Genomic DNA, 14872 nt, shown 5'->3' with positions numbered 1-14872 from the left:
CTAACGCGCCTGGTCGGCGTTTCCAGCGGTCAACGCGCGCGATCCTCGACAACACGGGCCAGGTTTGCCGTCAGGTCGGCGTGGCCCGGCGCCACCAGCAGCCCCTCGCGGAACACGGCCTCGGCCGCAGCCAGTTCGCCGCCGCGGGCCAGCAGGATGCCCAGGTCGACGTACGCCTGCGGGTTGCGCGGATGGTGGCGACGGAAGTCGCGGGCCGCGGCCAGCGCCGGTTCGCGGCGTCCGGCCTGCTCGTTCAACACCGCAGCCAGGTGCAGCAGGTCGGCATCGCGGGGATGGTCGCGCAACGCCGCCAGCACGCGGGGGAAGGCGTCATCGCGCCGCTTCTGCTCCAGCTGCAGGCGAATCACCATCTTGAGCAGGTCGAGGTTCTGCGAGGTGGCCGCGGCACCCTCAACCAGCACCTGCTCGGCGGCGGCCGCTTCGCCGCGCTCCTTGAGGACCATCGCCAGTCCCAGCCACGGCGCCGGGCCGCCGGCGTGACCATCGACGGCCTGCCGGTAGAGCGTCTCGGCTCGCGCCAGCGCCGCCTCATCGCGGTCGGCGACGCCGACCTCCGCCCAGCGCAGGGCTTCGTTCGCGGCCGCCAGCGCCCGCCAGTCGCGACGGATGTCGCCCAAGCCCCAGGGGATCACCAGCAACAGGGCCGCGGCCGCCGCCAGGGGCCAGCGCTGCCGACGCAGCGACACGCGGTCCAGCGCAAGCAGTCGCGCCGCGGCCAGTCCGGCCAGCAGGGCCAGGGCGGGCACCAGCGCCAGTCGATAGCGCGAGACGACGAAGAACACGCTCTGCACCGCCAGCAGCGCCAGCAGCGTGAACGACCACCAGCGCGCCGCCGGCAGGCGCCACGAGGCGGCCAGTCCCGCCAGCCCGAGCACGACCAGCAAGGCATACGGCACCGGCAGCGTGCGGAGCGCCGGGGCCGCGCGCGTCCAGCCGCCGATGGTCGTCAACTGGTCGATCTCCCAGCCCTGCAGGTGCAGCCAGACCTTCTTCAACCACAATCCTGCCGCACGCAGTGGCTTTTCGCGGACCGAGGCCAGCGCCGCGTCGGCCCACAGACTGTCGGCCTGCACCAGGGTGATGGCCGGCTTGTCGAAGCGCTCGGCCAGGAAAGCACGGCCGGCCGGATCCAGCAGCCACGAGCCCGGCACGACCGCCACATAGAATCCGTTCGCCTCGGGCCCGTTGCCGATGTAGAGGTTCACGCCGCCGTTGAGCGCGGGTCCGACCAGGCGCCCGGCGGCGCGCGAGTTGTGCGCCACGGCCGGGGCCATCGCCGCGGCCGCGGCCGCCGCCACGACCAGGGCCATGAGCGCCCGTCGCGCCCGCGGACCGGGCGGCCAGGCGGCCGCCAGCATGCCCACCGGCAACAGCAGCAGGGAGGTGCCGCGCAACAGCGTCGCCAGTCCGACCACCACCCCCAGCAGGGCGGCCCGCACCGGAGCGCGCCAGGCCCCGGACGCGGTGGTCGGGGGTACGGCAGCCGTTGTCGCCAACGCCAGGAACGCCGTCACCAGGAAAGCGAGCGGCACATCGAGCAGCACCGTCATCACGTACACGGCGGCCGGGCGGTAGAGGGCGAACAGGGCCGCCGGCAGCCAGGTCACCAGCGTGCGGCGCCACCCCGGGCCGGCCACCGGCGCCAGCCAGCGACCGGCCATCAGGCGCAGCAGTGCGACAATGCCGAGCCAGCACGCCAACTGGACGAACCGGATGCCGCGCAGCCGATCCGGAGTGAAGGTGCGCGTTCCCGGCGCTTCGGTCGCACTGCCGGCCAGGTCGATGAGCTGCGGGTACAGCGGCGACATGTAGTGGGGTTCGCGCGCATCCGGCGCCGTGGCGGCGCGCTCCAGGTAGTAGATCTCGTCGAGGATGGGTACACGTCCGAACACCGAGCGCTCGGCCTGAGGGAAGTAGAAGGTCCAGAACGCGGCAACGAGCGCCAGCGCCACGCCAAGGGCCGGCCACGTGCGCCTGGGCCCATGGCAGCCGGGGTCGGCTGCCGGAAGGGCAGGGCCGCGGCGCGCGCTCACACGCTGAACCTGATTTCGAGGATGTCGCCGTCCTGCACCACGTAGGCCTTGCCTTCCAGGCGGACCTTGTTGGCCGCCTTGGCCGCGGCCATGTCGCCGGCCGCGATGAGGTCATCGTAGGCGGTCACCTCGGCGCGGATGAAACCGCGCTGAAGGTCGGAATGGATGACGCCGGCGGCCACCGGGGCGGCAGAGCCGCGGCGCACGGTCCAGGCGCGGCACTCGTCAGGCCCCACGGTGAAGAAGCTCTGCAGTTCGAGCGCACCGTAGGCCGCGCGGATCATGCGGCCCACCGCAGGCTCGGCCACGCCGAGGGCGGCCAGGAACTCGGCGGCTTCCTCGTCGGACAACTCGCCCAGTTCGGCCTCCACGCGCGCGCTGAGCGACACGACCTCGGCCCCGGCGCGGGAGGCTGCTTCCAGCAGCGCGGCGTCGGCCGCCACGCCTTCCTCGAGGTTGAGGACGATGATCATCGGCTTGCTGGTCAGGAACGCATACCCGACCGAAAGCTTCGCCTCGTCCGGCGACAACGTCAGTTCGCGCAGCGGGCGGCCGGCTTCAAGCTGTTCCCGGAAGCGCTCCATCAGCGGCGGCTCGAGCGGGTTGGCCACCTTGCCCAGGCGGGCCTTTTCCTTGGTCAGGCGCTCCAGCCGGTTTTCCACGATCTGCAGGTCGGCAAACGTCAGTTCCAGGGCCAGGGTCTCCAGTTCACCGAGCGGGTCGGGAGCACCATAGCCGCCGTCGAAACAGCGGACGACCTGGGCCAGCGCGTCCACCTTGCGACCGTGCTCCAGGAAGCGAACGGCTTCGTGCGCGCCGTCGGCGCCGGCGCCGCCGGCAAAGCCGGGGATGTCGACCCACGAAATGCTCGCGTACACGGTGCGCTTGGGGTTGAACATCGCCGTCAGGCGCTCGAGGCGGTCGTCGGGCACGCGGCCCACCGCCAGGTGCGGGTCGACCCCACCCTGGCCGGTCGCACGATTGCCGCCGGTGATCACGTTGTGAAGCGTGGTCTTGCCCGTGAATTTCAGTCCGATCAGCCCGACCTGCACAGCGTCCGCTCCGGGAATGGGGTGCGCGGGCGACGGAAGTGCCCGTGAAAGTGTCCGCCGCCGCCGGCCAAAGAATAGGCCCCGCGGCACGCGGGGCCAAATCACATGTGTCCTGCCTGCCCCTGGCGCCGCTCAATCGCCGGGCGGCTCGGGGGTTTCCCAGGGCGAACTGTTCTCGTGCGGGTCCGACCAGTCCGACCACAGCCCGGTGGCGCCGCCGGCCGCGACACCGCGCACGCGCACCAGGTAGGAGTGGTAGTAGTCGAGCATCAGCCACACGACGTGCGAGTCGACCGGACCGCTCGCAAGCGTGAACTCGAGCGGCTTGACCAGCTCTTCATCGCCGCGCGTGATATCGCGGACCTGGGCCTCGTAGTGGGACACGGCAGGACGGTCCGCCGCGGCCGCGGGGGCGGCGAAAGCCACGCGCACCGGCACATCGCGCGGCCGCAGCTTGTCGGCGCCGCCGGCTGTCAGGTAGACAGCCGCACCCAACCCTGCGGCAAGGGCCGCGCCGGCCAGGACAAGTGAAACAATGCGCTTTTTTGCCATACCTGATTCCGCCCCGCCGGTGCTTGAGGCGCCCCTTGAGACGCGTCCGGTTAATTCCGTTCCCGTTCCAAGATACAAGATCAGGAACCGTCGTGCCACTGCGCACGTTGCCCGCGATTTCGCAGCATTGCTAACGCAATGAAAACGGATTGAAGCGGGTTTCCTGTTGCCTGGAGCCCCGAGCGGACCGCATATTGCATCGACCCCCCTGAACCGGTCCCGCCACCGGTGTAGCAAGGATCCATGGACGCGCTTTCAGGGTGTGCGCACGGAGGATAGACGGATTTGCGGAGATTGATCCTGACCAACCTGGTCGGATTCCTGGCGGCAGGAATTCTGGCAGCCGGGCCCCCCGCGCAAGCGGCGGACTTGATCGTACCCCGCGACTACTCCACGATCCGGGCCGCCCTGACCAGGGCTGGCGCCGGCGATCGCGTGCTGGTGAATCCCGGAACCTACCGTGAATCCGGCCTGGCGCTGCCCGAGGGCGTTGTCCTGGCCGGCAACGGTGCCACGGCGGCCGAAGTCGTCATCGACGGGCAGGGCGCCGGGCGCATCCTCAGCTGCGAGAACTATGCGCGGACGTCGGAGATCAGGAACCTGACCTTCACCGGAGGCCGTGCGGACGGCGAAACGCTGCACGATGCGAGCGGCGGCGCCATCCTCTTCAACAATGCCGCCGTCGTCGTTACCGATTGCGTGTTCCATGACAACAGCGCCACCCGTAACGGCGGCGCTGTCTGGGTCTTCGAATCCGCCCCGACATTCAGCGCGTGTGTGTTCACGGGCAATACGGCAGGCGGCGGCGGCGGCGGCATGGACTGCACGCTGTACGGCTCACCCAGCCTGCAGAACTGCCGCTTCGAAGGCAACAGCGCCGACTGGGGCGCGGGCCTCTCCTGCCGCGACTATTCGTCGCCGGTCGTCATGTCGACGGTATTCGTCGACAACGTGACGTCGGGCAATCGCGGCTACGGCGGCGGCGCCTTCAGCGACCTCGACTCCAAGCCGATGTTCTTCGCCTGCACCTTTACCGGCAACGAGGCCCGGTACGGCGGCGCCATGGCGAATTTCGCCGATTCCGGCGCCACGCTCGTGCGTTGCACCCTCGTCGGCAATCGCGGCCTGTGGCGGGGCGCCGGCGTCTACAGCAGCAACGCGACAACAGCGATCAGTGCGACCATCGTCGCGTTCCACGAAGGCGCGGGCCTCTACTCCGGCGGCACCTACGGCCCGCAGCTCTTCCAGAGCAACCTCTTCGGCAACGCCGGCGGCAACTGGATCGGCGCCGCGGCGCCCCAGGGCATGGGCGATTCGAACCTGTCGCGCGACCCGCTGTTCTGCGTCAACGGCGACCCGGGCTCGGTCGCGTTCAATCTCCAGGACACTTCTCCCTGCCATCCCTACAGCAACGGTGGGCTCACTCTCGGCGCCTGGCCGGCCGGCTGCGGGTCACCGCTTCCGTCGACGCTCACCCTGAACGCTGGTTGGGACGGCCCGCAGGCGCAGCTGACGTGGAGCCTGCCGGACGGGCTCGGTATCGTCCCGCAGTTCCGGCTGACCGGCGCCCGCACCGTGACGCCCGATCTGAGTTGGGAAGTGGCGTACACGAGAGACGGCAACGGGCAGTATGCGGCCGTGGATCCGGCGGCCACGCTGCAGGGCCAGGGGCCGTTCACGTTCCGTCTCTACGCGGCGTTCGCCGGCGGCGAATGGACCCTGATGGCGCAGGCGACGCTCGACTTCGAGCCCGATCTGCCGGGCGTCAGCCAGGTCGTGGCGGCGCCGAACCCGTTCAACCCGGCCACGTCGGTCAGCTTCGAACTGGGTCGTGCGCAGCGCGTGCGCATCTGCGTGTACGACATCGACGGGCGGGTCGTGGCCAGGCTGGCCGATCGTGAATTCCCCGCCGGGACCAACAGCGTCTCGTGGGCCGGCCGTGCGGACAATGGTCGCGAACTGGCTTCGGGAACCTACCTGATCCTCGTCGACAGCCCGGGCCGGCAGGTCACCACCAAGGTGACGCTTCTCAAGTGAGATCCCTCACGTGATCGCCCGCCGCCGTGCGACGACACCGGCGGCCGGGCGACCATCGTCATCGAATCCCTCTTCGTGGGCCAGCACTTCCCAGCGCGCGCCGGCAAAGGCGTGCGCCAGTTCGCCCGGCTGCAGCCTGTGGGCGGCCCTCACGTCCGGCGCCAGGCCCGGCGCCTCGCGAAACGTGCGCACGACGGCCACGCCCGCCGGCGCCACCAGTTCATGACAGCGAGCCAGCAGCGGCCGGTCCAGGCAACGGAAGTTGACCAGCAGCGCCCACGGGCCTGCAGGTACGGCGCCGGGCCGCCGCAGGTCCACAGCCAACGGCGTCACGCTGGCACGGCGGCTGGCCGCCAGGTGCGCCATGAGCGCAAGCGCCTCCGGTTGGTGGTCGAGTCCGGACACCCGCCAGCCGCGTGCGGCCAGCCAGACGGCAGCGCGACCGCTGCCGCAACCGACGTCAAGCGCGGGACCCAACGCCGGCGGGGGCAGCAGGTCCGCATGCGCGACGAGCCAGGCGGGCGGCGACCAGAGTGTGCGCACGACGGGCCCGCGCTCGAGCAGGTGCGGCGGCAGGCGCTCCCAGTCGGCATCGGCCAGGGGGATGGCCGTCACGCGTGACCGGCCGCGCGCCGCCAGCGCACGGGACAGCGCCAGCGTGCCTTCGGGCGATGCGGCCAGGACCAGCAGCGGGCGATGGCGAGGCGGCAGGAAGATGGACGGAAGCAGGCGGTCGAGAGCGACCGGATCTGAGGCGACCTCGGCGACGCCCGGCAGCGACACGGCACCGCGCAGGTGGACCCCGGCGAAGGCGGCAGCCGGCCGCGCGTCCAGGACCGCAGGCGGCAGGACAGCCTCCAGGACCCTGCACAAGTCCGCCAATTCACAGTCGGTCATCATGTTTCCCTGTTTTCAGAGAGGCGCCGTCTCGCGAGAGCTTTTGGTGGCCGACCCCCACTGTGTGCTTTATTATCGCTGGTCCGCGCCGAAATCAAAGTCGGACAAGCGAATGTGACTGCCCACGATGCCCGATTCGGCGTCTGACGAAGCCGCCCAGGAGAACGACCCATGCCATCGATCCGCAAGTTCGTCGTCACGCCCAACCTGCCGGAACCGCTGAAGCCGTTGCTCGACATCGCGCGCAACGCCTGGTGGAGCTGGAACGTCGAGGCCATCTCGCTGTTGCGGCGCGTCGATCCCGACCAGTGGGACCACCACGCCGGCAACCCGGTGGCGGTGCTCGGCTCGCTGTCGTCGCAACGCGTACGCGAACTCGAACGTGACCAGGCATTCCTCGCGCACCTCGAGCGCGTGCAGGGAGACCTCAATCGCTATCTCACGCGCCCGACGTGGTACGAGAGCGAGCACCAGGGCGTGGGCGAAGGCCTGATCGGCTACTTCTCGCTGGAGTTCGGCCTGCACGAGTCGCTGCCGCTCTATTCGGGCGGCCTCGGCATCCTGGCCGGCGACCACCTGAAGTCCGCGACCGACCTGGGCGTTCCCCTGGTCGGCATGGGCCTGGCCTACCAGTCCGGCTACTTCCGCCAGTACCTGAACCACGACGGCTGGCAGATGGAAGAGTACCCGGTCAACGACTTCTTCAACATGTCGATGTCGCTGGAGCGTGACCGTGACGGCGCGCCGCGGCTGATCGAGGTGCATTTTCCCGGCCGCTCCATCTTCGCGCAGATCTGGCGCGTGCAGGTGGGCCGCAACCCGCTGTTCCTCCTGGACACCAACCTGCAGGAGAACCAGCCCGACGACCGCGACCTGACGGCACGCCTGTACGGCGGCGACACGGAGATGCGCATCCGCCAGGAGATCCTGCTGGGCATCGGCGGCCTGCGCGCGCTGATTGCGCTGGGTCTCGAGCCGACGGTATGCCACCTGAACGAAGGCCACTCGGCATTCCTCGGCCTGGAGCGCATCAACCTGCTGATGAAGCAGCGCGGCCTGACCTACGAAACGGCGTTCGAGATCGTGCGTGCTAGCAACATCTTCACCACGCACACGCCGGTGCCGGCGGGCAACGACCATTTCGCACCCGAGTTGATCCGCACCTACCTGTCCCGCAAGGCCGACGAGATGGGTATCGGCATCGAGCGGCTGCTGGCGCTGGGGCGCCAGGACCCGCACAACAACAGCGAGACCTTCTGCATGACGGTCCTGGCCCTGCGCCTGAGCCGGTTCGCCAACGGCGTCAGCGAACTGCACGGCCATGTCTCCCGCGACATGTGGCAGCGCGTGTGGCCCGATGTGCCGAAATCGGAGATCCCGATCTCGCACGTGACCAACGGCATCCACACGCGCAGCTGGCTGTGTTCCGAGATCGCGCGGCTCTACGACCGCTACCTCGGGCCCCGCTGGTACGAGGAGCCGACGAACAAGACGCTGTGGGACCGCGTCGACCAGATTCCCGACGCGGAATTGTGGCGATCCCACGAACGCATGCGCGAACGGCTTGTCGGCTTCGTGCGCGGTCGCCTGCGGCGGCAGCTGAAGCGGCGTGGTGCCAATCGCATCTGGATCAAGGCGGCCAGCGAGGCGCTGGATCCCGAGGCCCTGACCATCGGCTTCGCGCGGCGCTTCGCCACGTACAAGCGCGCAGCGCTGATCCTCAGCGATCCGGAGCGCCTCAAGCGCATCCTGAACAACCCGGACCGGCCGGTGCAGCTGATCTTCGCCGGCAAGGCCCACCCGAAGGACCACCCCGGCAAGGAAGTCATCCGCCAGCTGGTGCACATGGCCGAGCGCGAGGAGTTCCGCAAGCGGATCGTCTTCGTCGAGGACTACAACATCGAGGTGGCGCGCTACCTGGTGCAGGGCGTGGACGTGTGGCTGAACAACCCGCGGCGCCCGCTCGAGGCCAGCGGCACGAGCGGCATGAAGGTCCCGCCCAACGGCGGCATCAACCTCTCGGTGCTCGACGGCTGGTGGTGCGAGGGCTACAAAACCGACAACGGCTGGGCGATCGGCGCCGGCGAGGAGCTGGACGACCAGAGCTACCAGGACGAGGTCGAGAGCACGGCCCTCTACGACCTTCTGGAGAACGAGATCGTGCCTGCGTTCTACCAGCGCGGCGTCGACGGCGTGCCCCGCGAGTGGACACGCATCATGAAGAACTCCATGCGCACGGTGAATGCCGAGTTCAACACGAATCGCATGGTGGAAGAGTACACCGAGCGCTTCTACATCCCCTGCCTCGACAACGTGAGGCGCATGGGGGCCGACGGCCACGCATTGGCGACGGAACTGGCGCGCTGGCGTCGCCGGCTGCACGACAACTGGCCGAACGTGTCGATCGTCGGGGTCGATGCGCCGCCGCTGCAGGCCCAGCCCATGGGCACCATGCTGCCGGTCACGGCGAAGGTGCGCCTCGGGACCATCACTGCCGACGAGGTGCTGGTGGAGGTGTACCACGGCCTGCTGGACGCGACCGGGCACATCGAGGCCGGCGAGACAGCGACCATGTTCGCACAGGGGTCGCCGGCGGCGGACGGCACCGTCGTCTTCCGCGGGGAGATTCCCTGTCGCCGCGCCGGACGCCGCGGGTTCTCGGTGCGGGTCATGCCGCGCAAGGACGGATTCCCCCTCGACCGGTTCGAGACCGGGCTCATCCGCTGGTGGCATGATGCGACCGGTGAGCCGGCCACGACCACGCACGGACCATCGGGCCAGACGGTGCACCAGCACTGAGGGCCGTCGTCCATCGACAGCGCCGGGTCAACGAAACCGCCGGCAGGAGTCGCCCCTCGGGGCGCGCCTGCCGGCGGTTCTTTTCTTCGACTGCCCCTGGCGCGTCCGGGCGGGCCTCAGGCCAGGACGTCAAGCAGCGAACCGAGCATCTCGTCCGCCGCGCGCAGCACGGGCAGGTTGGCTTCCCACCCGCGGCGCGAGACCAGCACCCCGACCATCTCTTCCTGCAGGTTCACCCCCGAGGTTCCCTCAGCCGGCGCCGTGCCGGCGTTCGCGATGCGGTGCGCGTGGCGCGCGAAGGCGTCCTGGTTGCGCTGCATGCCGCCGAGGGCGGCGTTGATGGCGTTGGCGATCATCCCGGCACTTCTCCCGGCAGAGGACGGCCTTTGTGGCGGTGGACGGTCCCTGACGCGACGGATATCGGCAGGTTCGCCCGGCAACTTGAGCGGAATCCGGCCCCGGGACGAAGATCGGCTTCCACCACTTGAACCGGTCCGGCGCCGGCACAGGACAGCCGGCGCGCCTTTTGGTACATTGCCCCCGTCCCCCGCTGGACCGCGCGCTGCCCCGGAGGCCCGACCCTGAGCGAGAACTTCCGTATTGCCGACTGGGACGTGATCCCGCGCCGACACCTGGTCCGCCGCGGCGACGTCGAGCGCACGATGGAGCCGCGCCTGATGGCCGTGCTGGTCCAGCTCGCGTCCAGGCCCGGCGAGGTCGTCACGCGGACCGAACTGCTGGACGCGGTCTGGGCCGGGACCGTCGTGCAGGAAGACGCGCTCACGCAGGCCGTGTCGCAGTTGCGCCGCCTGCTCGACGACAATTCGCGCGCTCCGGCGGTGATCGAGACCATCCCCAAGCAGGGCTATCGGCTGATCGCTGCCGTCGGGCCGGCCCCGGCCGCGACCGCCACCGGTGCCGCTGCGCCCCCGGAAACGCCGATGGCCACCGGTCTCCCCCTGCGGCACCGGGGCGGCAGGTCGCGATGGCTGGCCCTGGCAGTGGCGGCCGGGGCGGTCGCGATCGTCGTGGCGGCCGTGTGGTTCCGGCCCGATGCGGGCCGCAAGGCGGAACCGGCCCCTGTCACCTGGCAGGAGCGCCCGTTGACGTCCTTCCCGGGCGAGGAAGGCTGGCCGGCGCAATCGCCGGACGGCAGCCTGGTGGCGTTTGCCCGGCGCGAGGAAGGCGCGGTGACTTTCCGGGTGCAACTGCTGCGGGTGGCCACCGGCGAGACCTTTCCGCTGACGGAAGAGCCCGGCGACGAGACCTCGCCCGCCTGGTCGCCCGACGGTGAACGGGTGGCCTTCGCGCGCGAGGTGGCCGAGGGAATTCGCCTGTGCGTGGCCCCGGCCATGGGCGGGCCCGTCCAGGAACTGGGTCCGCTGCACTGGGCACTGGGCGGGCACGACTGGGCCCCGGACGGGGCTTCGATCGTCTACTCCGCCAAGGACGGGCAGGAGGCGCCGATGCGTTTGCTGCGCCTGCGCATCGCCGACGGCGGCATCGAACCGGTGACCACGCCCGAGCCCCTCTCGCGCGGCGACACCTGGCCGCGATTCTCGCCCGACGGCTCCCAGCTGGCCTTCGTGCGCAGCGACCGCGGCTCGTCGCGCGAAGTGCTGGTGATGCCGTCCGCAGGCGGCGAGGTGCGGCGCCTGACGGGCGGCTTCTCGACGACCGGCGGCCTGGACTGGGCCGGCGACGGCCGGTCGCTGGTCCTCTCGGCCACGCTGCGGGGCACCTACGAGCTGTGGCGCGTGCCGGTGGCCGGCGGCGCGCCCGAACTGCTGCCGACGAAGGGACACCGGGCCCTGCACCCCGATTGCGGCCGCGATGACGGGCAACTGGTCTTCGTCGACAGTCTGCTGGACACCGAACTGGAGATACGCGCCCTGGCGACGCCGGAACAGGCGCAGGCCGTGGCGCCGTCGACCCGCCTGGACACCGGCGCCCGCTTCTCGCCCGATGGGCGCACGGTGCTGTTCGTCTCCGAGCGCAGCGGATCGCGGGAACTGTGGCTGCTGAACCGCGACAGTGGAGCCGTGCGACAGCTGTCCGCGTTCGCCGGCGACGCCCTGCGCAAGCCGCGCTGGTCGCCCGACGGCAGGCGCGTGGCGGTGAACGTGACGCGAAACGGCTGGCTGCAGATCGTCGTCGTCGACGTGACCAGCGGCCTGCAGAGGCAGGTGACACCCGACGGCGGCCACTACCGGCTCGGCCACTGGTCCGCCGACGGCGACGGTATCTTCTATTCGCGAGAACGCGGCGCCGAATGGCAGGTGGGGCGCGTCCGGCTCGACGGCACCAGCGCCGTCGATGTTCCCTGCCCAGGCTGCCTCTCGCTGCACGAACAGCCGGACGGCACCCTCACCTACTTCCGGGAAACGGAGCCCGGCCTGTTCCGCGGACTTCCCGGCGGCCGCGAAGACAGGCTCTCTGTGCCCGAGGACGACGGTGCGGGCACCGAGAACCTGGAAGTGACGGCCGACGGCTGCTGGTTCACGCGCGTGACCGGAGCCGTGGCCTGGCTTTCCTTCCGCGACTTCGCGACCGGCACCGTGCGCAATGAGGTGCAACTGCCCGACAACGCGACAGGCGAGTTCCACGTCTCGGGCGACGGCCGCGAAGTCCTGCTGTCGACCGTCGCCCGGTCAGGCAGCGACCTCGTGCTCGTGGCCGAACCGGGCGGCTCAGCGCAGTAGGGTCACGCGCGTCCGCAACGTTCCCTGCGGCGTGGCCAGCCTGGCGAAGTAGCTGCCGCTGGCCACGGCGCGGCCGCCGTCGTCGGTGCCGTCCCACGCCGCGGCATGGCGCCCCGCAGCGTGCGGCCCCTCAACCAGCCTTCGCACGAGATTGCCCCGCAGGTCGAACAGCTCGAGTCGCACTTCGTCGGCGCGCGGCAGGTCGAAGGTGATCACCGCGCGCGGATTGGCCGGATTGGGAAAGACACCCAGCTCCATTCCCTGTTCCACTCCAGGCACCGGCGCGAGCGACTGGCGTACCGCCACCTCGGACAGCTGTGGTGAAACGGCCGGGTCGGCCGAGGCCAGCAGCACCTTGTACTGCACGTAGCGCCCGAGCGGTTCAAGCTGGGTGCCGGGCGTGGAGATGGGCGCCGACCACGGCCCCAGCGCCTCGGGGGCCTCGCCGCCGCGCACGACGAACTGCAGCTCGGCGCCGGCAGGCACCTCGGCGACCCAGTCCAGCGTGAGCGCGCCACCGGCGCCGGCGTCGAGGATGCTCCCGGTCAGTTCACCCGCGCCGACAAACGTCGACGTGTCGTACCAGCGGAAGAGATCGGTGGTGTTGGACGAGGCGAGCACCTCCAGGGCGCCGTCACCGTCCACATCGCCCGTGCCCACGGCAAGCGGCCGCGGCAGGGCCGTATCGACATTGCGCCGTGTCCAGGCAATGGGCATGGTGCCCCCGCCGTTCTCGAACCAGGCCACGGCGTTGCCGCCGTAGCCCGCCACGACGACGTCCAGCCGCCCGTCACCGCTGATGTCGGCCAGCTGGACCTGGTGCGCCTGCCCCAGGGCGCCGGTGATCAACTGCGCCGACCACGCCACCGGATTGCCGCCGAGGTTCGCGAACCACAGGACCCGCGCATCGAAACCGCAGGCAAGCGCGTCGAGGTCGCCGTCACCGTCGATGTCGCCCAGCCGCACCGAACGCCCGCCGAAGAACCCGGTGGTGATCACGTACTTGGTCCAGGTGACGGGATCGCCACCCTCGTTGCGCCACCAGGCCACCTGCTGCGACGTGGTGCCGGTGGCCAGGATGTCGGCCCGCCCGTCGCCGTCGATATCGCCGGCCCGCGCCGAGTGGGCGCCATTGACCGCCGCGTCGACGACGTGGCGTGTCCAACCCATCGGCACGTTGCCGTCGTTGCGCCACCACACAACGTCGCCCAGGGTCAGGTTGGTGCCGATCACGTCGATGTGGCCGTCGCCGTCCACGTCGCCGGTGGCGATCTCCCAGGCCTGGCTCCAGTTCGTTTCGAGGTTCACCGGCGTCCACGCCGGCGGCGAGCCGCCCCCGTTCAGATAGCAGGTGATGCGGCTGCCGATGGCCCCGGTGGTGGCCACCAGGTCCAGGTCGCCGTCGCCGTCCAGGTCGGCGGCGCTGGCGGCCGCGACTTCGCCGTACGCATCGTCGACCGGATGGGGCGTGAAGGTCGGCGTGCCGGCGCCGTCATTGATCCAGACCAGCAGGTCGCCGCTGGTCTCCGAAGCGGTGACGATGTCGGTGTCGCCGTCACCGTCGATATCGACACCGTCGATCCCGAACGCCCCGTCCTGGGCATCGGCCAGCAGGTGCGGCACGGCCGGCACCACGGCCTGCGAGGCAAGCGCGACCTGACCCGGCACCGCCAGCCACGAGACGCCGGCTGCCGCATCGAATCGACGCGTCCAATCCGTGACCGGCCCCGTCAGGCCGCCCCCGCCCGACCAGTCGGTCTGGATGACATCGGCCGGGCTCGTGGGCACCCAGGCCAGGGCGAACATGGCTGCGAACATGGCGACATTTCCGAGCGCTTTCATGACAGAGTTCCTTCCGCTTCCGTGGCGTTGTCGTCGCGGGACCAGCGGCGCCTGCCGCCTGCCCGTGCGACAAGCCTACGAAAGGGCCGCTGCGCACGGCCTGAAGGAAAGGTGCAGAGATGCTGCGGAAGATGTCTAGGCCCCGGCAAAGCCTTGTTCAGGCCATTGTGGGCGTTCCTGCCAGCCGTGGGCAGCCGGCATCAGGACGACGGCCACCCCCGTGAACCAGAGGTGGCCGTCAGCACATTCAGCGATGGACGGCGCGTCGCGCCCCAGCGCGGCTTAACGATAGAGCGACTTCACCTGCCCCCAACTGGACAGGTCGGTCGGCGTGGCGGCCGCGGTCAGGAAGCCGCGGATCTCGCCGCCGGGGAACAGGTTGCTGTGGACGTTGACGTAGGCCTTGCCGTCGGTGATGGCCTGGAACAGGGCGGCCTCAGCCGTCGCGGCAGTGCCGCCGTTGTTGGCCACGAAGGAGCCGTTGAAGCTCGCGGTGAGGGTCGTATCGAAGAGCTGGTCGTACATGCCGGCCGACACGCCCGCCGGGAATCCGGGGAACGTCGGCGTCGTGGTGGCGACGCCCGCCGTCCCCGTGCCGGCCACGGTGGTCGGTCCGTGGATATGGCAGGCGGTGGTCACGCCCGACAGGCCTTCAAAGGTGATGAACACGTTCATCGTATGGGCGACGGGATCAATGTCGACCTGCGCGAAGCCCGTACCCATCGAGGCGTTGGGCGGCGATTCGGCAGCACCGCTCAACGTGGCGGTGTAGGAGACGACGGCGGCGTTCGCAACGACCGGCGCGCCGAGCGCCAGTACGGCCGCCAGCGCCAGCATGTGAACAGCCGGGTTCATTCGCATGGTCCTGGTCTTCATGGGTGTCCTCCCTGTGGATGACTCAGTGTATGGAAACACGGCCCGCTGCCATGGCAGGGGT

At 70.1% G+C, this 14872-nt stretch carries 9 protein-coding genes and 1 pseudogene; 3 read left to right on the top strand and 7 right to left on the bottom strand.

The genetic code is table 11. From position 1 onward, the window contains the following. Positions 1-29: 29 nt before the first annotated feature. The 3 genes from IPG61_11080 to IPG61_11070 form a co-directional block, all read right to left on the bottom strand. Positions 30-2054, bottom strand: coding sequence for a hypothetical protein (locus IPG61_11080; GenBank protein MBK6734612.1), 2025 nt, complete (start codon positions 2052-2054; stop codon positions 30-32). Beyond that, on the bottom strand, positions 2051-3106 hold the full coding sequence (gene ychF, locus IPG61_11075; GenBank protein ID MBK6734611.1) for a redox-regulated ATPase YchF: 1056 nt from the start codon (positions 3104-3106) through the stop codon (positions 2051-2053). Before ychF ends, IPG61_11080 begins: the two co-directional genes overlap by 4 nt. A 132-nt stretch (positions 3107-3238) precedes the next feature. After that, positions 3239-3658 (bottom strand): hypothetical protein, encoded by a 420-nt coding sequence (locus IPG61_11070; GenBank protein ID MBK6734610.1) that lies wholly within the window; start codon positions 3656-3658, stop codon positions 3239-3241. A gap of 369 nt (positions 3659-4027) precedes the next feature. Here IPG61_11070 and IPG61_11065 point away from each other — a divergent pair, with 369 nt between their 5' ends. Beyond that, positions 4028-5695: a right-handed parallel beta-helix repeat-containing protein gene (locus IPG61_11065; GenBank protein ID MBK6734609.1), complete on the top strand. Its 1668-nt coding sequence runs from the start codon at positions 4028-4030 to the stop codon at positions 5693-5695. Positions 5696-6067: 372 nt separating this feature from the next. Here IPG61_11065 and IPG61_11060 read toward each other — a convergent pair. Beyond that, a pseudogene (locus tag IPG61_11060) lies at positions 6068-6592 on the bottom strand (hypothetical protein). A gap of 171 nt (positions 6593-6763) precedes the next feature. On the opposite strand from IPG61_11060, the gene glgP reads away from it, so the two are divergent. Beyond that, the gene (gene glgP, locus IPG61_11055) at positions 6764-9391 is read left to right on the top strand and encodes an alpha-glucan family phosphorylase (GenBank protein MBK6734608.1); all 2628 of its coding nucleotides are present in this window, start codon (positions 6764-6766) and stop codon (positions 9389-9391) included. Positions 9392-9507: 116 nt separating this feature from the next. On the opposite strand, the gene IPG61_11050 is transcribed toward glgP, so the two are convergent. Next, positions 9508-9747, bottom strand: coding sequence for a hypothetical protein (locus IPG61_11050; protein ID MBK6734607.1), 240 nt, complete (start codon positions 9745-9747; stop codon positions 9508-9510). A gap of 258 nt (positions 9748-10005) precedes the next feature. Between IPG61_11050 and IPG61_11045 the strand changes: the two genes are divergently transcribed. Next, on the top strand, positions 10006-12093 hold the full coding sequence (locus tag IPG61_11045) for a PD40 domain-containing protein (GenBank protein MBK6734606.1): 2088 nt from the start codon (positions 10006-10008) through the stop codon (positions 12091-12093). Here the strand turns inward: IPG61_11045 and IPG61_11040 are convergent. Beyond that, positions 12082-13935, bottom strand: a complete 1854-nt coding sequence (locus IPG61_11040; protein MBK6734605.1) for a VCBS repeat-containing protein — start codon at positions 13933-13935, stop codon at positions 12082-12084. The two genes, IPG61_11045 and IPG61_11040, sit on opposite strands and share 12 nt — an antisense overlap. 282 nt (positions 13936-14217) lie before the next feature. Then, complete coding sequence (locus IPG61_11035; GenBank protein ID MBK6734604.1) at positions 14218-14772, bottom strand: CHRD domain-containing protein; 555 nt, start codon at positions 14770-14772, stop codon at positions 14218-14220. Positions 14773-14872: the final 100 nt, after the last annotated feature.

Source organism: bacterium, from assembly GCA_016703265.1.
Lineage (GTDB): Bacteria > Krumholzibacteriota > Krumholzibacteriia > LZORAL124-64-63 > LZORAL124-64-63 > CAINDZ01.
Note: the sequence above shows the minus strand (reverse complement) of the source record. Positions and strands in the feature narration are given on the sequence as shown.